The organism is Bombilactobacillus sp. ESL1197 (assembly GCF_058107145.1).
The window spans coordinates 1-20,921 of the sequence record NZ_JBYLTY010000003.1 but is presented as its reverse complement, the minus strand read 5'-3'; the positions used below and the strand labels follow the sequence as shown (position 1 = coordinate 20,921).

18 protein-coding genes are annotated in these 20,921 nt (G+C 36.9%); all 18 read right to left on the bottom strand.

The genetic code is table 11. From position 1 onward, the window contains the following. Window positions 1-378 precede the first annotated feature (378 nt). Entirely contained in the window at window positions 379-1,002 is a 624-nt protein-coding gene (locus tag AC3B6B_RS07630; protein WP_489758075.1) for a TraC-like domain-containing protein, read from the bottom strand. Window positions 1,003-1,032: 30 nt separating this feature from the next. Further along, the gene (locus AC3B6B_RS07625) at window positions 1,033-1,374 is read right to left on the bottom strand and encodes a DUF5592 family protein (protein ID WP_489758074.1); all 342 of its coding nucleotides are present in this window, start codon (window positions 1,372-1,374) and stop codon (window positions 1,033-1,035) included. Further along, window positions 1,374-3,509, bottom strand: a complete 2,136-nt coding sequence (locus AC3B6B_RS07620; protein WP_489758073.1) for a pLS20_p028 family conjugation system transmembrane protein — start codon at window positions 3,507-3,509, stop codon at window positions 1,374-1,376. Before AC3B6B_RS07620 ends, AC3B6B_RS07625 begins: the two co-directional genes overlap by 1 nt. Window positions 3,510-3,610: 101 nt before the next feature. Further along, a complete protein-coding gene (locus AC3B6B_RS07615; RefSeq protein WP_489758072.1) occupies window positions 3,611-3,904 on the bottom strand; it encodes a hypothetical protein in 294 nt (97 codons plus the stop codon). An 80-nt stretch (window positions 3,905-3,984) separates the two neighbouring features. Continuing rightward, on the bottom strand, window positions 3,985-6,306 hold the full coding sequence (locus tag AC3B6B_RS07610) for a VirD4-like conjugal transfer protein, CD1115 family (protein ID WP_489758071.1): 2,322 nt from the start codon (window positions 6,304-6,306) through the stop codon (window positions 3,985-3,987). A 1-nt stretch (window position 6,307) separates the two neighbouring features. After that, window positions 6,308-8,593 (bottom strand): hypothetical protein, encoded by a 2,286-nt coding sequence (locus tag AC3B6B_RS07605; RefSeq protein ID WP_489758070.1) that lies wholly within the window; start codon window positions 8,591-8,593, stop codon window positions 6,308-6,310. A 173-nt stretch (window positions 8,594-8,766) separates the two neighbouring features. Beyond that, on the bottom strand, window positions 8,767-9,078 hold the full coding sequence (locus AC3B6B_RS07600) for a hypothetical protein (RefSeq protein WP_489758069.1): 312 nt from the start codon (window positions 9,076-9,078) through the stop codon (window positions 8,767-8,769). 17 nt (window positions 9,079-9,095) lie between these two features. Further along, window positions 9,096-9,314 carry a hypothetical protein gene (locus AC3B6B_RS07595; protein ID WP_489758068.1) on the bottom strand — a complete coding sequence of 73 codons (219 nt, stop codon included), beginning with the start codon at window positions 9,312-9,314 and terminating at the stop codon, window positions 9,096-9,098. A gap of 86 nt (window positions 9,315-9,400) precedes the next feature. Further along, entirely contained in the window at window positions 9,401-9,730 is a 330-nt protein-coding gene (locus AC3B6B_RS07590) for a type II toxin-antitoxin system PemK/MazF family toxin (RefSeq protein WP_489758067.1), read from the bottom strand. Between the two features lie 2 nt (window positions 9,731-9,732). Continuing rightward, window positions 9,733-9,996, bottom strand: a complete 264-nt coding sequence (locus tag AC3B6B_RS07585) for an AbrB/MazE/SpoVT family DNA-binding domain-containing protein (protein WP_489758066.1) — start codon at window positions 9,994-9,996, stop codon at window positions 9,733-9,735. A gap of 108 nt (window positions 9,997-10,104) precedes the next feature. Further along, complete coding sequence (locus AC3B6B_RS07580; protein ID WP_489758065.1) at window positions 10,105-14,073, bottom strand: isopeptide-forming domain-containing fimbrial protein; 3,969 nt, start codon at window positions 14,071-14,073, stop codon at window positions 10,105-10,107. A 172-nt stretch (window positions 14,074-14,245) separates the two neighbouring features. Beyond that, a complete protein-coding gene (locus AC3B6B_RS07575) occupies window positions 14,246-15,706 on the bottom strand; it encodes a CAP domain-containing protein (RefSeq protein ID WP_489758064.1) in 1,461 nt (486 codons plus the stop codon). Between the two features lie 23 nt (window positions 15,707-15,729). Next, a complete protein-coding gene (locus AC3B6B_RS07570) occupies window positions 15,730-15,972 on the bottom strand; it encodes a hypothetical protein (protein ID WP_489758063.1) in 243 nt (80 codons plus the stop codon). Between the two features lie 364 nt (window positions 15,973-16,336). After that, a complete protein-coding gene (locus AC3B6B_RS07565) occupies window positions 16,337-16,504 on the bottom strand; it encodes a hypothetical protein (protein WP_489758062.1) in 168 nt (55 codons plus the stop codon). A gap of 69 nt (window positions 16,505-16,573) precedes the next feature. Then, complete coding sequence (locus tag AC3B6B_RS07560) at window positions 16,574-17,314, bottom strand: class A sortase (RefSeq protein ID WP_489758061.1); 741 nt, start codon at window positions 17,312-17,314, stop codon at window positions 16,574-16,576. 20 nt (window positions 17,315-17,334) lie between these two features. Beyond that, the gene (locus tag AC3B6B_RS07555; protein ID WP_489758060.1) at window positions 17,335-17,844 is read right to left on the bottom strand and encodes a hypothetical protein; all 510 of its coding nucleotides are present in this window, start codon (window positions 17,842-17,844) and stop codon (window positions 17,335-17,337) included. A 16-nt stretch (window positions 17,845-17,860) separates the two neighbouring features. Next, on the bottom strand, window positions 17,861-19,411 hold the full coding sequence (locus AC3B6B_RS07550; RefSeq protein ID WP_489758059.1) for a type IV secretory system conjugative DNA transfer family protein: 1,551 nt from the start codon (window positions 19,409-19,411) through the stop codon (window positions 17,861-17,863). A gap of 1 nt (window position 19,412) precedes the next feature. After that, window positions 19,413-20,921 (bottom strand): hypothetical protein (locus AC3B6B_RS07545; RefSeq protein ID WP_489758058.1); only part of this gene is annotated, 1,509 nt, incomplete at its 5' end.

The following is a 20,921-nucleotide window of genomic DNA, read 5'->3' as shown; positions in this document are numbered from 1 at the left end:
AAAAGAGCCAGCGCAACTAACACTGACCCTTTTGTAAAGTTGCTAAGACAGCAGCTAAATAATTTAATAATCACTTAAATAACTGTTAGCTTCGCACGGCTAAGGCAGTTATTTTTTTTTGCTTTGTTTGATCATCCAAACGAAACTTGCCACGTCAATAATCGTATTGATTATTTGGCAAAGATCGTGGACGCTCAAATGAAACAACTTGCTACTCCTTTCTTTAGGATCTGGGTTCACGGTTTTTACACCATAAGCACCACTCCCTTTCCAGGAATAGCCACCGCCTTAGCATTTACTTTACATACATAATTATAACATATCTAAATGTCTAAGCCCTTGATAAATCAAGGACTAAGACACTTTTTTAATTTAAATTTAGTCATCTGAATCTCCTTCGTCGTTCATATTGTTCATGCGAAAAAGGATTGCTGTAGCTTCTTTTTTATTTTGCATGGCCAACCCTAATTTTGACGACCCTCTGTCGCCTCCTAAAACTTGAATGGATCTAATTCTTTTAGCTAATTCTTTTTCATCTTTTGCAGAAACCATAAAGTAGAATTTTAATTCCGATGATTGTCTTTGCAGCGTATATAGTTTTTGCAGAGTTGCTCGATTGATCGTTGAAATGATTTGATTTTGGTAGACATTTTGCTTACGGGCAATGGCGCGATCTGCTATTCGTTTTTGACTGGTCCAATAACTGATCTGATCAGGAACACTAGTCCGTCGCGACATTGAAATCAATTTTAAACAGTAACCGTAAACTCTGGTTAAATTGGTTAGTGAATCGCACCAGCGAGCCAGCTCGTCATCGTTCATAGATTGTAAGTCGGTCGTATTGACTGCTAAATAAGCTTGAACCGTATTATCATTTTTGACTACGACTCCATTCGGAGAGCAACGCTTAAACGGTAAAATATTCAAGATTGAGTCATCTCCTTTATTATTAAACAAAGATTGTGTCCGGAGGTTTTGACCTCCTATTTCTGATTTTTTCACTCGGTAAACCTCCTTTCACTCACTTTTAAATCAATACAAAGACTTTTTGTTTTTATCCTGGTAACTTTTGATACGATCCAATGGAAAATAACGTTTGTGGTTCATAACGATGGCATAAAGCAATAGCTTAAAATTACCCTCTACTGGATTATTCTTAGTTTTAGCCAAACAATAAATCGCAAACCCCACAATTAAGACAGTAATAATTACCGATGCTGCTAACGGAAAATTGAGACTTTGTAACATATTAAAGGACATCGTCGGTGCTACTAACATTATTATTAACGTTTTAATTGATACAAAACCGATTTTAGGTTCAATTTTGCGATGATCAATATTGGACATGTTACGGTATTTATCCATTGCATCCATTAGCTATCCTCCTTTGAATTATCTTCGTTTTGTTTCCGAATATTATCGAAGCCTTGTTTGATCTTATTATTGCCAGCTTCGTCACTATGATTTACTTTATCGTTAATTCGGTCGTTAGAACTCAGATCAGAATTCAAATTAGGCTTAGTAGCCGGATCATCGTCACTCAAGTTGGTATCCGAAATCTTCGGCTTATCTATTTCATCAGACTTTGCTGGATCAGCACTGGCATTAGTTGCTTTATCATTCAAATCAGAAACTTTTTGTTCACCGCTAGGGACATTATCTTCAACTTCAGTTGTTTGCGAATCATTATCAACATTGGCATTAGGATTACTTAAATTGTCATTCTGATTTTGATTGTTATTTTCATTAAAATCATTAACCGTTGGATTATTGTTATTACCCGTTTGAGAGTCGTCATTGTCATCTGACGGGGAATCAACGTTTAAGTCCCCAATGTTGCCCTTATTTTCTGAGTCATTATTAGAATCTTGCGTATTTTGCGTATTCTTAGTGTCGTTTTGTTGATCGTTAGTCGACTCTGATTGCTCTTTGGAACTATTTTGAGAAGCGCTGCTGTTATCAGAAGTTCGATCGCCCTGATCAAAGCTAGTACCCGTCTTTTGGGCTAAATTACTATTATCATATTTATTAGCCAAGTCACGCCCTTTTTGAGCAATCATTTGGCCCAGACCTAAACCGCCAGAAGTTTGATCAGGGTTCAAATTCGGTCCTGGTGTATGATTATCAATTGAATTTCTAATCCCACTTAACGCCTGTCGAGCAACGTTAGCTGTATTACCAGCAGCATGTAAAGCTGTGCCACCGACTTCTTTAGCAACGTTAGCAGCTCCTGCTGCCCCGTGAGCGGCCATATTGCCAGCCATTGCGGCTTTAAATAAGCCATTACCATTATTTTTAATAGCGGTATCAACATTAAAGTATTTCAAAACAGCGTTCGAACCCATGATCAAGACCATCGTTAACGCAATTAACATCATGACATTGAGAATTGGATTATCAATATTCTTGCTAGACCACGTTAGCCCAATCGCATAAAAATCATACTCAACACCCGTAAAGCCAATGACCGCAGCACTATTAATTAAATCGGTAACTACTGCCTTGGTTCTTTGGCCAGTTTCAATATCCGTTGCATACACTAGATTAGCGAGGATTGAAGCAATGACCAGCTGTAAAATCGTGTCAATAATGGTGTACAAAATGAAAAACGATGCAATACCTAAAGAGATTAAGCCAATAATCAAGACATATCCGGGTGCGACAAAGCGTGAATAACCAGGCATAAATATGTCATTCAAAGGACTACCATCGTCAATTTTACGAGCAACCGCTTCATTACTTTCATTGTGGTCTAACCGATAAATCAAGTTATCTTTCAAGGTCTTCTTAACATTTTTCGACAGATCATCGCTATCTTGAATGTCGTCAATCACGTCTGGAGTAATAATAAAATTCATATCAGTTGTATCAAAGGTTTTTTCCGACAATGAATTTTCGTTATTGGTAACTTTTTGCTTACCGTTAGGTTCTGCTGTCACAATATTCTTAGTTGTCCAACCGTCTTTGGCCAACTCAAACAAATCAAGCGTATTGTCCTTGATCAGTTTAAATGGCAGTGAGCCTTCCGACGTTTGAACTGCACCATTAAACACTCCTTCTGATAATTCCAAAGCTTTATTAACTAATGTTCCAGTACAGGTAATTAAAACGATCGAAATTACTAAATGCGTAATCGCTGCTTTAAGCTCAGCAGACTCATTTGGAAAAAACATTTTTTTAATCGCAAACCAAATTACTGATAGTGCTAGTAAAGCTGTAATTAAGCCCCCCGTTAAGAGTTCTGATTTAATTCCGGTCACGCCTGCGTCTTTAAATAATTGTTTAACGTCAAAAGCTTTGGGGATTAACTTAAAAATGTCCTGATCAATATGATATAGCCATTTAACTACGCCCCACTTAAAACCACTAAAAACATTTTCTATCCAATTTTCGTAAACCAGCACTTTTTCGTGTGTTTGTAAAAATTTAACAACTTGATCGGACCCCACATTGTCTTTTCCAAACCAGTTAATGCCTAAAAATCCTAGTTTTAATAATGTTGGATGCATTTTTTACCTCCTTCATAAAAATAGGGAAAATAAAAAGGGGCGCTAAATTGGCGTCCTTTTTGGTGTAATTCAAAATTTTTTAGATCGTTTTTTATCATTGCTTAATTGCTAAGCACTTTAATAGTTTGAGATTTTAATTGCCACTGAGCAATTTTTTGATTATGATCTTCGCCTAAAATATGAAGATATAAACCATCGCCTGTTACTCTGACTAAATTTCCTTTTTCAACTGCTTTTTGAAACAATTGAATTTTCTTTTTCCCTTTGACAATACAATCAACGCTGACTTGAACGCTTTGATCTTTTCTCATTACTTCAAAGTGTTGTACTCTGCGATTTAAAGGACTTAATTCTGAAATTACCTTTCCAGTAATAGACTGTTGCTTTTTACGCATTGAATTTCCTCTTTTCTTTTTTATAACAAAAAAGGACGCTAACTTAGCCTCCTTAAAAGTCACGTATTCAATTTTTTAAACTATTGGTACTTTAAATATTCCGCTAAAGCGGCTTCGGAAACCATAAAATCACTAAAATCAAGCCTTAAATCGTCCAAATTGAGATTGGCATTGGGTGAATCAAAGTCTAGTGAATTAATGTCTCGGCTGGGGTCAATCCCATACTTAGTTAAGAATTGATAAGCATAAGGCATTGACGTTTCCTTGGTGTTAAAAATTGGAAATGGCCGCACCTTGCGATGCTTCAAGTCTTCCCGGTGCAATGGTCTTAGAACGATCGTTTCTCCCTCCAGCAATTGCGATATTCGCTCCGGTGTCAGCAACCTTTCTGACTCAGCAGAAGCCTGCGTGCTTCGATTGTTATATATATCGTTCATATCTGAATTACGCGACACTGCGGTTTTATTGCCGACCATTTTGCTAAAATTCTCAATTGAAGCATTATCAGTGGTCATGATCATAATTTTAGTTTGACAGTTCTGCCGAATCGTTTCTGCGGCTTGTTTACCATATTTAGCGTCTAACTGTGAATCAGATTGTACAAACAAATGCCACAACATGTTTCGACCATTGGTGACCGTCAAAATTTGGTCCATGTTCGCAATGGCGGGTAAGTTACCAAATTCATCTAATACCCAATTAATCCGCCAAAAACACTTATTACCAACGGTTCTAGAACATTGATAAGAAAGTTCTGTATAAACACTTGATATGAATAAGGAAGCCAACACATGATTAGAAGTATCAAAGTCTGGCAGCATTAAAAAGATGGCCATCGGGTGTTCACTATAATTCATCTCCATACTGTTAACCTTTAAGGTCGTTTGTCCCAATTCCTTCAATTTAACTTGGTGTTCTTTGGGTTTAGTACTTAATTGCATCCGATATTGAATTTTTTGCTTCTGATAACTAATTTCTAAAATATCGTTTGAATACAATTTGAAATCAAAATTGACTTCGACAAACCCATTGACTCCTACCGCGGCCATTGTGAGACCTAACGTTTTGCTATGTTGAGTATCGAAAAATTTAACTTGCAGTTTTTGATTAACTAATTTGGGATCAACTTGAAAATCCAAATACTTGGAAAAGCCGATTGATTTTGGATCAATGCTAGCTCTAGAAGTTAGTTTGGCAATTGACGGCATTGTAAAAATTGCTAGTTTATCAGCAACCGTTGCTAAAATAGAACCTTTCGCCTTTTCACCAGAAAAATTAGCACCAACATATTGTTTGGCCGCTAAATTGCCCGGCGGCAAGCTGTTAAACAGTTCGTCTAACGCATTTTTAGTTTCAAAATCGTCTGGGTTTTCTTTAAAGTTAACTTTTCCGACTTCCGTTAACATTTCTGCTACATTATTCATCGTCACTTTTTCCCATTCACCAGTTTGTTTGGCATTGTCCAAAAGCACCAAAATTAAAGCATTAACAACTTTTGCCGCCGACGTATTAAAAAATTTATTTTCGCCGGCGTTGGGTTCGTTATAGATTGTATCCGTGAGTGTATTTATTAGTTGTAAAGCATATTCAGTGTTACCACGCCGGTAATACTTTTTGATTAAGCCTAACGGATCGTCACCCATGGACTTAGTCGGATCAATTAAGTTATATGCGTAAACCTCATAGCCACGTTGTTTGAGCGTTTCACTCATCGCGGCGTATAACTCTCCTTTCGGATCGCCAACGACTAAGGAACTGCGCTTTTGCGCCCGTGAGAGGTTGTCCAACATGGTTAACACGGCAGCTTGACCTTTACCAGATCTTGAAGTCCCTTCGATTTCTGTGTTATAGGTCCCATCTTCAATATAGTATTGATTCTTGTAATGAGAAATTGGCACCCCGCCGTAACCAGGAAAAGACTTGCCAGCCTGGGGAATGGCTTTAAACTGTTCCTGAATTTCTTTCAAAGTCGTAAACCGGCTATCACCTTTTTGGCCAAAAGCAATATCTACGGTCTTAAAATTCAGACGTAAAACAATTAAAACAGCTATGGCAATAGCTGCAATCGTTGGAATTAACAATAATGATTTAGACAGCGTCCATTTCCGTAGCAGAAAACCGCCAATGATTTCAAAAAAGGTAGGATTTTGTTGCGTGAATAAAGGACTTATTAAGATATTCACAGCAACTAATAGGCCATTAGCTACATAATCAATAACGACCACTGAAATAATCATTAAAACTAATAGTAGTGCCCAAAAACGCCCATCTAATTTATGGACGTTTTCCTCGGGCAAGTCTTCACCTGAAACAGAATATTCATAGGTGTGAGAAAGATATCTATGCCGACTAAAAAAGCCCTTAAGTAAATGTTCATGCCCTTGTTTCGTTCGTTTTTGCATGTTATTTACCAGGACTTAATAAAAATTTTTTCTGATCTGGATTCATGAGTGACTTTTCAAAGTCGGTCAACTCACCAGCCGATTTTTGTAACTCTGTTTGATCATTTTTTAAAATTGCGTGGTTGTATCTTCCTAGAGCCACATCGTATTTAGAGTTTAATAATTCTAAATCAGCCGTATCTTTATTTAAATATAATCGCTGGGCAATTTGGTCCAATGATTGCAAATCATTATAATCAGTCATAGCTTTTTGATATTTTTTTTGCGCCAATAGATCACTCAAACTGACCTTAGCTTGGGACTTAGCAGCGACTTTTGTTGCTTGCATTGCTGTCTTTTGTTTCATTTGATAAACCTGTGAGCTTAGTTGGCTATTAATTGTCGCTAATTGATTGATCTTAGCATTTTCATGTTGAAACAAGCCAAATCCTCCAGCAATAATTAAAATTGCTCCAGCAGCCGTTAAAGAAGCAAAGACACCTTTATGAGACTTAGGCGATTTAGTTGAATTTTCTTCAGCTTCTAAATCAGAATTGGAGGTACTTGCTAATTGATTTTCTTGCGTTTGAGGTTGATCCATGGCCTTTTTTAGCATTTGGTCATAAAACTTACCTTGTTGATTAAATAACTGATCATACATTTGCGAAATATGCTCTGCAGCTTGATTATCCTTAGGCTGAATTACTGGTTTAGGATTTTGAGCCTTTGCAATTTCAATCTGACTATCTAATTCTTTAGTTTTATAGTCCCAATCCCGTTGCTCTTTTTTCTCGGCCCTTTCTAGCTCTCTTTTTTTAATTGCATTAGCTTCAAACTGATCTTTACTTTGATCAAATTGGACTTGAATTTCTGTTTGCACATTACCTAACTTTTTCAAATAATCGGCTACTAAATCAGTTGCATTTTGTTGAAAGTCTTTTACAACTTGATTTTTATAGCTAGTTAGCTGCTGATTAATGGTAAAAACACTACTCAAATGCAACTTACTGCGTTGTTCAGTGCGATAACTAGTAGCTTTATCTTGCAGTTCCTGTTGTAAGTTAGCGGCGCTAGCTTCATATTCTTTTTGAGCTTGTTGAATTTTAATTTGAGCTTCATCTGCTAGCTTTTTAGCTGCTGCCGCTTGATCAACCGCTAACTGTTTTTGAATACTGGCCTTCAATTTATTGTTTTGAGTGACAATTTCTTTATTGTCGGCAGCATATTGCGGTTGTAGAACTTGATCGTTATAAGCGTCCATGATTTGTTCGAGTTGCTTTTCTACTAAATCGTCAACTACTTCCGGATCTGCTTTTTTTTGATAGTAATCAGTTAATTGTTGTTTTAAATCGGTTAATAGTTGCGCTTGTTTAGCAGTTAATTCAGTTTGCCATTGCGCTAAATCAGACTGTCTTGATCTTAAAATGTTAGTTACAAAATCAAATTTAGCGAGTGAAACTAAATCGTCAGCGTCAATTTCCTTCCTCAACTCTGGCAAACCATAATCAGCTAAAATATCTTTTTTAGATAGTTGTAATTGTTGTTGCTTGATGGACAAATTGGCTAAATATTGGCTTAAATTTAAAATTTGGTCATTAGAAACTGGGGCTTCCGAAGCAGATCCTGGTTGCGGAGCCTTTTCTTCAACCAAGCTTGACGTTTCTGCGGCTTGATCAACCGTTGACGCTGATACCGGTGGATTTTCCGCTTGATTCACTGGTGGTTCGTTAGTAACCGATAAATCTGGTTCAGGATCTTCCTCTGACGTTTCTTCCGTTTCATCGTCAATATCTAAGTCAAACACCTCCTCTGCTGAATCTCCCTGAAAATCACTAAATGGATCGTCAGCAGAATCCTCTGCCTCTGGTTCAGTAGTAGGCTGCTCTGTCTCCGCAAATGAACTGTCATAAGGTGTTTCGTCATCTTGATCAGAACTAATTTCGTTCGCAATTTCACTAGGAATATCTAAATCAGCTTGGTCTGGGTTGTCATCGTCAGCAATATCAATCGCCAATTTGTCCGGTAACAAATTTTTTTGACCCGCGTCAGTCGTTTGAATTGGAATTTCAAAGTCCATACTAGTGACTTCACCATTACGACTCTCTTCTTTTTGTTCAATCGTAAAAGCTATGGTCGTAGTATCTAGGGCATTGTCTTCCAAATATTGGGCAATACTTTCAAAGATTTTTTCTAACTCTGCCATGGAAATTGTGGCTTTCTTATACGTTACTAAAAGCTTTTTGCGTACGGGAATGTTTAAAGATTTGCGAATCTTTTTATCCACATTTGTAATATAACCTGAATACATTTGCTTGACCTCCATTTTTTATTCTTGCGTCACCGCAAGTAAAAACGTGCCAACTTTTCACGGTCGACACGTTGTACGTTGAATATTAATCATGGGGTTAATCGATATTCAATCAATTGTTTTATAAGGGAAAATCAAAAAATCATAATTCAAAATTCAAGTTTTATTTGGTTCTAAAAACCACCTCCTACGGCATTTTGTACCCAAGAGATTATCGCCAGCGCCAAACAGATAACTGCAACACCAATAGCGGCCCACATAATCAACTTTTTAGAAGCTTGATTAATTTGCGTCCCAAAAGATAAACCAATACCACCGGCAACAATGACCACGGCGGCTAACACAAAGCCTAAAGTAGTTAAATTGCCCTTTAATTGATTAGCAGCATTGGTTAGGTTACCGAAAATATCGCCTAATTTTTGAATGGCACGGGCGTCCATTTTATTAATTAAATTAGCCATTAATGCTTGTAAAACCAAAGACACATGATTTCCTCTTTTCTTTAAGGATTGAGTAATTGCTGTTTAATTTCTTCATCAATTAATTTTTGAGAATAGTAGTTGTCAATTACATTTAATAATTCATGATCCGTTGCCGGATCAATTAAAACCGCGAGCGCCTGCTTACGGTTTTGCACTTTAAACTCTTTGTTAGAGATCCCCCTTTCATGCAGGATTTTTGCCAAAAGTAAGTCTTGGGTGGACTTCTTTTTTGTGCTCATGGTTCACCTCCTTTCGCTTTCCTTTTTCTGGAAAACAAAAAAAGCGCCACAGATTTCTCTGTGACGCGCAAGTGGAACATATTTAATTATTCAGATTGTTTTATGAACTCAAACAATCTAATAACATCTGAATCAGTCAATTTACCAATTGGTTGATTTTTAAAAACTTTCGAAGGTGGAAGTCTAAATATCTTATGAGTATCAACATATGATTGCTTATTTAAACCCGCGCCTTTCCAATCCATTATTTTGTAATAAAATTTATTCTTGAAATAGGAGGATTGAACATATTGAGAAGTAATTTTAAAAACACCAATTTTTTGAGCAGTTATTTTTACTACTAAGGCAGGACGAATTTTTTCTCCGTCCGTATCTTCATAAGGAACATTAGCAATATAAATATCCATTGGTTCCATAGTTAGCCATTAACCATCCAATCATGAAACTCTGGAGATTTTTTAGGATCATAGTTTCCGTTCTCGTCAAATTCAACATCTTCTACTGGTATATCCTTTATCAGATTAGACCAGTCTAAAGCTGTTGGTAACTTTTTTACAATGACCCGATCCCCTTTTACTTCAAAAGATATTTTGCTACCTTTTTCTAATCCTAACTGCTTACGCACCGGAGCAGGTATTACGACTTGTCCCTTGCTAGACAAAATACTGGTTAGTTGTGACATATGCCTATCCTCCTAATTTATCAGATTAACTTTTTTATTTTCTATTTCTTACTTCTTACATCTTACATTAAGAATATAGTTTTATCAATCTAATAAGTGAAGAATATTTTACTTAAACAAAGCTAAGAATTGATTTAACAACTGTTGCCAGAAACTAATGGAACCTGTTTGCGCCATCTTTTTGTACGATGGTGCGTCTTCGGGAGTTTCATCGCTCGGATTGTCCTGATCCTTAGAATTATCTTTATCTGGAGTCGCTGGATTTTTGACTGGTTCTAATGGATTACGAACCTCGTTAGTGTCTAATGGTTCTCCGCCAAGAGTTGAAGTTGCAACATTAACAATGTCATTTTCACCACTGTCATTGTAAGAAGAATCTAAACTGTCAGCTGCTGGTGTGGTTGTATCACTGGAATCAGTGGTATCTGTTGTGTCATTAGAATCACTAGCTGTCTTGGTATCAATTTCTGAATTAGTATCAGCACTGCTACTAGACTTAGAATTCAAATCAGGTTCCAATTCTTTTAATTTATCACTAGACTGCGCCTCTTGATCATTGGTGTTGCTTGTTGAATCTGCACTTTGATCGGAGTCACTGGAATCTTTCGTCAAGTCAGAATTATTACCTTTTACAACAGTTTTAATTACCAACTCGTAAGTCTCACCTTTCAGCTCCATTTTATCCAAGAAGTCCTTGGACGCCGTGAATAGAACAGTATTGCTGGTAGGTTCAAACGTTAATTCACTGGGTTGACTCACCTTTTTACCGTCAGCTTTGTTAATTACATAAGCATTCTTATAAACTAACCGGTTATCTAACTGATCCTTGATGGAGAAATCAGGGTAACGTTGACTCAAATCTTTACCTAAAGTACCAACTTTCTGGTCGACGTGATAGTAAAGTTCGTCACCAGGTTTAACCTTGGCGTTATTAATATCTTTACCATCTTTATCAACGACTGACTTAGTCGGTGCTGGGTTCTTATGATTTAACGGATTTTCAACTTCGTTGGTCAACTGTGGGTTGTCGTCAATATTAACCGTAGCAGTGTTAATAATTTGATCTTTGCTATCGCCGCCATCTTTAATATTGACTTTCGCTTGAATGACTAGCTCATAGGTTTCACCTTGAAGTTTCATGTTCTGCAAGAAATCCGAACTAGCGGTCCAAGTAACCGTGTTTTGTGTTTGATCAAAGGTAATTTGACTCGGATCACTAATTTCTTTGTCAGGACTAGCTTTATCTACTAATTCTGCTTTCACGTAATCTAAATTGTTATCCAATTTGTCACTGATTAAGAATGACTTGTAGCGAGAAACTAAGTCTTTGCCTAACGTGCCGACTTTTTCGTCAACGTGGTAAGTTAAGACGTCGCCATTATGGACAACTTTATGGTTCATATCCTTACCGTCAGCGTCCACCACGGTCTTTGTTGGTTTAACTGGATCCTTGGGCTTCAAGGGGTTCTCAACTTCGTTGGTCTTTTGAGGTTTATCATTAATGGTACTTTGGCCAACATTTTTGATTACAACTTGCGTGCCTGGATCTTCCTTGTTATCGCCACCTAAAGCATTCTCTAAGGCCGTTGAATTATCAACCTTAACCTTTATCACTAATTCGTACGTCTCACCTTTGAGTGGCATTTTACTTAGGAAGTCCTTGCTGGCGGACCAAGAAACGGTATGCGTCTTTTGGTCGTATTCCGTGGTATTAGTATCGTCAATCTTTTTATTGGTATCCTTATTCACGACTGAAGACTCAACGTATTTCACGTTTGGATCTAACTTATCGCTTAACCCAAAGGAGGAGTAGGGTTTGAGCATATCTTCGTTTAAGTTACCAACTTTTTGGTCGACGTGATAATACAAGGTATCGCCGTTCGCAACTTCTTTGTGATTAACGTCATTGCCGTTGGCATCGACAACTGTCTTTGTCGGCGCTGGTAGAGTCCCTTCAGGATTAGGAACCACTACATGCACTTGATTTGATTTGTACGTGTCTTTACCTACGATAGCATTCGCATCGTTTGGAATGAGATAATTGCCCGTCTGAGAATCAATCAAGTCTGAAGTGTACTTGTAGTCCTTATTCAAGTTTACTGTCAGATACATATAGACGGTTTTACCGCGCAAGCTTTCGGCATCGTTAGCGGTCCAAGTAACGTCTCGCTTGGAAGAACCCGTGTCTAACGTCCCATCGTTAGTCAGATCTTTACCTTTGGAATCGATGATTTTAGCTGACTTGTAGTTAAAAGCGTCGTGCAACTTATCTTCTAGCGTTAAACTGCTAAAGTCACCATACTTACTTAATTTGAACTGCACGGCAAAATGAACGTCAGTGGTGTCATCTTTGGCGGTTAACTTTTGTTCGTCCTTGAGAGCGTCGGAACCGTCGTAGTTATCGCCTTTGTCGTCACCACTATCACGATTTAACTGCTTCTTTAAAGTCTTAGTAGCAGCTTGATTTTGAGTTTTAGCCGTGTCGGTGTCAGCGGCACTTGCTGAAGATTTAACCGCTGATTTGAACAATGAGTCCCAATCTTTCACGTTGTCGAATTTGCCAACGAAAATCTTCTTGTAAATTTGCGTGCCCGGATCAGAACCAACAGGGTTTTCTGTCTTGTTCGTATCCGCTTTATCTTTGTCAATTTGCACGTGACCAATATTATTAATTACCGTATCGGGTTTAACGTTAGCTTTAACTTGGACCGGCATATGCACCGTATAGGTTTCACCAGATAGAGGCATGACGTTTGCTAAGAAGTTACTTGAAAACGCATATTTTAAAATGCCGTCTTCATAAGTGAAATCACCGGCGTCCGTTGATAATTTCTTACCTGAGCTATCGTCTGTCACGTAACCATTCTTCAAGTAGTCCACTTCATCCGGCAACTTGTCAGAAAATTCAAACGTTTTGTAACGGTTTAAAATTGTAACGTTCATTTGGTCAACTTTTTGAGAAATAGTATACTCAAATTTCTCATTAGGCTGAACTTCCTTTTTATTGATCGAATGAAAATTAGCTTGATTAGATGGATCATCAGAGTCGTTTTGCATAACGTCCTTAGTTGGAGCAATTGGAACGGGGTTCCAAAGAGTTGCGGAACTAAAAGCTAACCACTGACCATTAGCGTAACCATATTCGCCACCATTAAGCTTGTTGTCTTCCGTGGCAGAAGCATAGCTGCCCATGATTAACTTAATCGTGCTGCCTTTAATCTGAAAACTAGCAGAAGCTCGTGGAAATGTGGGACGACCAAGCAAATCTTCAAACCCAACGTCAGTATTAACGCTATCTTTAACGGATTTTGCACTGCGATTACCACCAATAACTGGTGTTCCACTCCATGGTGAATTAAATTCTTTCAAAATAGAGTCACTAGTTTTGTAGTAAGGTAATGATCCCATTTTTTCGTAATTGACAAATTCATTTCCCAAAATAAAGTGACTGAATTGACCATTAGAAGCATTGGCAGTATTTTGATTCAAGGAACTAATTGTCAAAAATGTTTGGTTAGGATCCTCACCAACGTCAATTGGTGTACCATTGGCGTCAGTAAACGTTAAATCCATGTGATACTGTTGCTCACCAATACATTGAATACCATTGTAGAGTTTGTCGCTCACGTACCAAACCATCGTTTCGCCATAGACTGGTGCTTGCGGTTGGGCTTGAATATCGTGAATTTTTACTTGCGCATAAATTGGGGTATTCATATACGTCCCAACAGATTTGGCGTACTTAATGTTAATTACAGCATTTTGCATATCTGCTGGGCTAGCAAACAGTAGCTTAGTGGCGTCACTGTCTGACATTGAACCTGGACGTTGATTGCCCGTCATGCGGCTAACAGTTGGACTAGAACCCGTCACTTTAATATCGGCTTGGGACGTGTCAACATCTTTGGCAATTACTAATGAATTATTTTTATTAAATTGTGGCATGCTTTGATCAATGGATATAGCATCGCCCCGAACATTAGTTAAATTAGAACCGATAGAAAAAAATAGAAGCAATGAACTAAAAAGTGCCACTAAAAGGTTTCGAATACTTTTAAATGGCGTATGAGTTTTCATTTTTTAAATCTCCTTTTTCTTAAATTTAAAACTGTTAAACTCACCTCCTTCTTTAAATTAAAACCAGAGTTATTAATTTGAAGCACCACCTCCTTTAGTTTTTTTAGATGTGTATAACAAAAAAAAGCGCCACAGATTTTATCTGTGACGCAAAGTGAAACATATTTAATTGTTATTTTTGAGCTCCAATAATAATCTCAGTATATACACGACCATCGCCGTAGGTGTAACAAACGGCTGCACCCATCTCTTTGGCTTCAGGACTTAAATAATTTTGATTATAGCCCGTAGTACCGTAAAAACCATCGTCAGTAGAATTACCTATTAAAGCTCTTGTAACTTTTTCTGGAGTATCATACATGCTTCTATCATAAAGATCATCGCCCATCATATAGTTTAATTCACGAGCGTAGCTCCAGTTATAACCAACTTCAGACAATAATGACCACCAACTTGATCCGTCTGGGCGGGTTGGAATATTGCCGTGATCATATGGAGTTGATTCTTCTTGAATCCGTTTAGTAGCCGCTTGAGTCAATTTAGAATTAATAGTAAGTGGAGATAACCCTTTAGCTAAACGTTTATTATTAATTTCAGTTAACAGAGATTGTTCATAAGCTGAATTTGGTTGGTGTTGAACAGGAACATACCAATCGGCTTCTCCATGAGCTCCATTTGTATTAAATGGCTTATCATTTGTTGGTTTAGAATTTGAAGAACTATTAGAACTTGAGCCTGTATTAGTAGCTGAACTTCCACCGTTAGTAGTTCCTGAACCATTAGCTGCTAATGGTGTGAAGTTAGTTGAACAGTCACTAGCGTTTAGCCACTGGTTGTCGCCAATCTCAAAGAAAAGACCACCATTAATGTTGAATGTTCTTAGAACCCGCCAGTCAGAGTTTGCCGGCACACTGGAACTTGTAGCAACACCGTTATGGTCATAAATCTTAGCACCGTTTCCACTAACGACACGGGCAACATTGTAGCTATAACCGGTTGGCTTGTTGCTGTTGTTAGAACTGGAACTAGTATTGGAACTGTTGCTTGGAGCAGTAACGGTGGTTGTTGGCTTGCCATTCAAACCAAAGTTTGACACATCTTTGATGTTGTTAGGCGTTACGTTCAAGGTCATGTCATCGTCACGCACATACATATTAGGTGCTACTTGGTAGAACAACCGTCCTTGAGAATTACGGATAACTTTACCAACAGTCCATTGCGATTGATAAGCCAGGTTAACACCATCGTCATAGGTATTGTTGCCTTGATTATCGTAAATAGCCGTAATCGTACTATTAATCGTGCCAACTATTTTCTGGTTCAATTTACCAGTTGCGGGATCAAAGTTAGGTTTAACGTCATTGCCACCAACCCATTCATTGCCAGAAATTTGATAATAATAAGTCCCATTAACTTGTTTAACTTTGCCAACACGCCAATCAGAATTATTATTAATTGCCCGCGGAATTTCTTGCATATTATTGTCATACAATTGCGCATATGGATCTTTTTTTACGGTAACAACTTTATAGCTATAATCCTTAGCTTGCACCTTTTGTTGGTTAGTCGTTACTAACGAAATAAGTAATCCCCCAGTGATAAACAACCCACTCAAAACATTTGATTTTTTCATTTTAAATCCCCCAATTTAAAAAGCTAATCTTCTTCCTTGAAAACCTTTCTGGCATACTCGCTAAGCCGATATGCAGTCAAAACATTCATTCTTCCAGGATCATTTTGACCATTTCTTAGGCGAATAATTGTTTGTCTAGGCATTCCAATTTCATTTGCTATTTTATAACCGCTTATATTAGAGTCCAACAGACGTTTAACTAAAGTCATATCAATCTTACTTTTGAAAAGATTTTCTTGCTCATAATCAGTTATTTTTGTAAACATTTACTTAATTTATAATCTAACCTCCTTATCACATTTTTAATTGTACTGTAACTCATAAGTTACGTCAAGTGCTTTTAGAAAAAAGTTTAATTTTTTTCTCATTCAGCAAAAAATCCAGCTCCAAATCTGCTAAAAGGTTTGAAACTGGATTAAATTTTGAGTTTTTATATTGCTAAATCCTTAAGGGTACAAAAACTTGTTGTAAATTATTAGCAAGTGTGCGTTCGTTTTTCTATTGCTAAATCCTTAAGGGTACAAAAACATTATAGCATGTGTTATCATTGATATTGAAAAAGGGACTGGTGCTAGAACACCAATCCCTTAGCGATCCGCTTTAAAGGCGGTGACTAATTATCGAACAATGTTAAATCGTCCTATAACTTGCCAAAGTTAGAGTAGGACGATTTTTTGTTACTTTTTGTTGTTTATGATTGTGGCAACTAATGTGCCAAAAGCAATCATTAACATTAATACCTTGTAGGTATCCAAGTAAGACTGTGTATCCTTTCTGTTGATTCTTCCGTATTCTCATACGCAAGCACCTCCTTGAGAACAAACAGTCACCGCCCATAAAACTTATCGCATTAACTATTAGCCCGCTTTAATGTTTGGTCTCATAATCGAACTGACCAGTAATGACCCACCGCCGAGTTCCGTTATAATTACAGGTAAACAGTGTTACCTTTCGTTGCTTTTTGTCGCTATACAAAATTGATTTTGTAGTTGGCGTTTCTGTACCCTTATAAACGGGTTGGTACGGGCGAACCAATTGTTTATCAGTTATCTGATAGTAGTAATTTTTTACTTTATCAGTTAAGATAATTTGTTGGTGTACGTTGGGCACTAAATTAGGTACGCGTGAGAATAAAACATTTAGGGACGTGTTCATGTTGTGACCAGCTAATACATAATTTCCCGCTCCACCAATTGGAACAGTAGTTGGATAATAGGCAGCTGCTCCTAAAGACAAAGTATACATATTCACACCATTCAAAATTGGCAAATACATGCCAATTGCCGGAATACTGACATATCCCGCATAATTATCTCCATATCCATCTGAAAGTGCCTTAGAACGATAATCATTAAGTTCAAAAGGCGTTACCATTTTGACATTATCAATATCTGACGGATAAATTTTTGTCGGCCCATTTTTTAATTTGGCTACCTGAACTGCCTTAGGTTTACTAGCATGTACATAACTATCTAAAATAGATTTTTCCTTTTTACTTTTAACAAAAAAGAACAAGCAAATGACTGCTAACAACGCTAAAACAGCAGTAACACTAATTTTGATCCATTTTTTCTTTTTTGAATTATCTGGAATTTTCCTTTTTTCCAAAATAAACACGCTCCTTTAAACTAAAAAATATTCAAAAAAGATATTAAAGATGCTGAAAAATAAATTACTCCTAAAAGTACTGCTGCCATCATGAAAAAAAGCAATAATATAAAGAATTCATCTGAATCTGCAAATGAAAATACAACTCCAGCAATCAGTACTGCTAATATTACATATTTAAAATAGTCATTTAGTAAAACTAATACTTCAAGTCCCCACAGAGAATTAAAAACTGAAAAAGACAGTAAACTTACCATAATTATTTGATTTAAAATATTTGAAACCAAATCACGAATTTGAAGATCAAAACAATATTTTTTTAAATAGCTAAAAGAACAAATAATTGTTGCAAACAAAACAACCAAATATACATTAACTAAGTCTTTTAGCAAAGGGGCATGACTTGGCCTCGCAAGCTCTTTAACATTGCCTAAAAAGTAAAGCTCCAAAAATAGATCAACAAAGTTTAAAACTAAAATTAAAAAAACCGTAGTTGCTAATTTCTTATTGCTAAATCCTGCTTCTTTCATAAAAGATCACACTTAATTAATTCAAATAAGTAATCGGCTGACCAGTTTGATTGCTGCAAACAACTACTCCACCAAACCTTTTAGCAAATTCTCGCCAATAATTAGGATTAGCTTTAAAATCGCTCTCCAAAATACTAATTTCTAAAATATCGTTTGAATACAATTTGAAATCAAAATTGACTTCGACAAACCCATTGACTCCTACCGCGGCCATTGTGAGACCTAACGTTTTGCTATGTTGAGTATCGAAAAATTTAACTTGCAGTTTTTGATTAACTAATTTGGGATCAACTTGAAAATCCAAATACTTGGAAAAGCCGATTGATTTTGGATCAATGCTAGCTCTAGAAGTTAGTTTGGCAATTGACGGCATTGTAAAAATTGCTAGTTTATCAGCAACCGTTGCTAAAATAGAACCTTTCGCCTTTTCACCAGAAAAATTAGCACCAACATATTGTTTGGCCGCTAAATTGCCCGGCGGCAAGCTGTTAAACAGTTCGTCTAACGCATTTTTAGTTTCAAAATCGTCTGGGTTTTCTTTAAAGTTAACTTTTCCGACTTCCGTTAACATTTCTGCTACATTATTCATCGTCACTTTTTCCCATTCACCAGTTTGTTTGGCATTGTCCAAAAGCACCAAAATTAAAGCATTAACAACTTTTGCCGCCGACGTATTAAAAAATTTATTTTCGCCGGCGTTGGGTTCGTTATAGATTGTATCCGTGAGTGTATTTATTAGTTGTAAAGCATATTCAGTGTTACCACGCCGGTAATACTTTTTGATTAAGCCTAACGGATCGTCACCCATGGACTTAGTCGGATCAATTAAGTTATATGCGTAAACCTCATAGCCACGTTGTTTGAGCGTTTCACTCATCGCGGCGTATAACTCTCCTTTCGGATCGCCAACGACTAAGGAACTGCGCTTTTGCGCCCGTGAGAGGTTGTCCAACATGGTTAACACGGCAGCTTGACCTTTACCAGATCTTGAAGTCCCTTCGATTTCTGTGTTATAGGTCCCATCTTCAATATAGTATTGATTCTTGTAATGAGAAATTGGCACCCCGCCGTAACCAGGAAAAGACTTGCCAGCCTGGGGAATGGCTTTAAACTGTTCCTGAATTTCTTTCAAAGTCGTAAACCGGCTATCACCTTTTTGGCCAAAAGCAATATCTACGGTCTTAAAATTCAGACGTAAAACAATTAAAACAGCTATGGCAATAGCTGCAATCGTTGGAATTAACAATAATGATTTAGACAGCGTCCATTTCCGTAGCAGAAAACCGCCAATGATTTCAAAAAAGGTAGGATTTTGTTGCGTGAATAAAGGACTTATTAAGATATTCACAGCAACTAATAGGCCATTAGCTACATAATCAATAACGACCACTGAAATAATCATTAAAACTAATAGTAGTGCCCAAAAACGCCCATCTAATTTATGGACGTTTTCCTCGGGCAAGTCTTCACCTGAAACAGAATATTCATAGGTGTGAGAAAGATATCTATGCCGACTAAAAAAGCCCTTAAGTAAATGTTCATGCCCTTGTTTCGTTCGTTTTTGCATGTTATTTACCAGGACTTAATAAAAATTTTTTCTGATCTGGATTCATGAGTGACTTTTCAAAGTCGGTCAACTCACCAGCCGATTTTTGTAACTCTGTTTGATCATTTTTTAAAATTGCGTGGTTGTATCTTCCTAGAGCCACATCGTATTTAGAGTTTAATAATTCTAAATCAGCCGTATCTTTATTTAAATATAATCGCTGGGCAATTTGGTCCAATGATTGCAAATCATTATAATCAGTCATAGCTTTTTGATATTTTTTTTGCGCCAATAGATCACTCAAACTGACCTTAGCTTGGGACTTAGCAGCGACTTTTGTTGCTTGCATTGCTGTCTTTTGTTTCATTTGATAAACCTGTGAGCTTAGTTGGCTATTAATTGTCGCTAATTGATTGATCTTAGCATTTTCATGTTGAAACAAGCCAAATCCTCCAGCAATAATTAAAATTGCTCCAGCAGCCGTTAAAGAAGCAAAGACACCTTTATGAGACTTAGGCGATTTAGTTGAATTTTCTTCAGCTTCTAAATCAGAATTGGAGGTACTTGCTAATTGATTTTCTTGCGTTTGAGGTTGATCCATGGCCTTTTTTAGCATTTGGTCATAAAACTTACCTTGTTGATTAAATAACTGATCATACATTTGCGAAATATGCTCTGCAGCTTGATTATCCTTAGGCTGAATTACTGGTTTAGGATTTTGAGCCTTTGCAATTTCAATCTGACTATCTAATTCTTTAGTTTTATAGTCCCAATCCCGTTGCTCTTTTTTCTCGGCCCTTTCTAGCTCTCTTTTTTTAATTGCATTAGCTTCAAACTGATCTTTACTTTGATCAAATTGGACTTGAATTTCTGTTTGCACATTACCTAACTTTTTCAAATAATCGGCTACTAAATCAGTTGCATTTTGTTGAAAGTCTTTTACAACTTGATTTTTATAGCTAGTTAGCTGCTGATTAATGGTAAAAACACTACTCAAATGCAACTTACTGCGTTGTTCAGTGCGATAACTAGTAGCTTTATCTTGCAGTTCCTGTTGTAAGTTAGCGGCGCTAGCTTCATATTCTTTTTGAGCTTGTTGAATTTTAATTTGAGCTTCATCTGCTAGCTTTTTAGCTGCTGCCGCTTGATCAACCGCTAACTGTTTTTGAATACTGGCCTTCAATTTATTGTTTTGAGTGACAATTTCTTTATTGTCGGCAGCATATTGCGGTTGTAGAACTTGATCGTTATAAGCGTCCATGATTTGTTCGAGTTGCTTTTCTACTAAATCGTCAACTACTTCCGGATCTGCTTTTTTTTGATAGTAATCAGTTAATTGTTGTTTTAAATCGGTTAATAGTTGCGCTTGTTTAGCAGTTAATTCAGTTTGCCATTGCGCTAAATCAGACTGTCTTGATCTTAAAATGTTAGTTACAAAATCAAATTTAGCGAGTGAAACTAAATCGTCAGCGTCAATTTCCTTCCTCAACTCTGGCAAACCATAATCAGCTAAAATATCTTTTTTAGATAG

Coding starts and splice junctions, on each gene's coding strand:
- AC3B6B_RS07625 (WP_489758074.1), bottom strand. CDS start 1,374: ATGGATGCAATGGATAAATACCGTAACATGTCCAATATTGATCATCGC.
- AC3B6B_RS07620 (WP_489758073.1), bottom strand. CDS start 3,509: ATGCATCCAACATTATTAAAACTAGGATTTTTAGGCATTAACTGGTTT.
- AC3B6B_RS07615 (WP_489758072.1), bottom strand. CDS start 3,904: ATGCGTAAAAAGCAACAGTCTATTACTGGAAAGGTAATTTCAGAATTA.
- AC3B6B_RS07610 (WP_489758071.1), bottom strand. CDS start 6,306: ATGCAAAAACGAACGAAACAAGGGCATGAACATTTACTTAAGGGCTTT.
- AC3B6B_RS07605 (WP_489758070.1), bottom strand. CDS start 8,593: ATGTATTCAGGTTATATTACAAATGTGGATAAAAAGATTCGCAAATCT.
- AC3B6B_RS07595 (WP_489758068.1), bottom strand. CDS start 9,314: ATGAGCACAAAAAAGAAGTCCACCCAAGACTTACTTTTGGCAAAAATC.
- AC3B6B_RS07590 (WP_489758067.1), bottom strand. CDS start 9,730: ATGGAACCAATGGATATTTATATTGCTAATGTTCCTTATGAAGATACG.
- AC3B6B_RS07585 (WP_489758066.1), bottom strand. CDS start 9,996: ATGTCACAACTAACCAGTATTTTGTCTAGCAAGGGACAAGTCGTAATA.
- AC3B6B_RS07580 (WP_489758065.1), bottom strand. CDS start 14,073: ATGAAAACTCATACGCCATTTAAAAGTATTCGAAACCTTTTAGTGGCA.
- AC3B6B_RS07575 (WP_489758064.1), bottom strand. CDS start 15,706: ATGAAAAAATCAAATGTTTTGAGTGGGTTGTTTATCACTGGGGGATTA.
- AC3B6B_RS07570 (WP_489758063.1), bottom strand. CDS start 15,972: ATGTTTACAAAAATAACTGATTATGAGCAAGAAAATCTTTTCAAAAGT.
- AC3B6B_RS07565 (WP_489758062.1), bottom strand. CDS start 16,504: ATGAGAATACGGAAGAATCAACAGAAAGGATACACAGTCTTACTTGGA.
- AC3B6B_RS07555 (WP_489758060.1), bottom strand. CDS start 17,844: ATGAAAGAAGCAGGATTTAGCAATAAGAAATTAGCAACTACGGTTTTT.
- AC3B6B_RS07550 (WP_489758059.1), bottom strand. CDS start 19,411: ATGCAAAAACGAACGAAACAAGGGCATGAACATTTACTTAAGGGCTTT.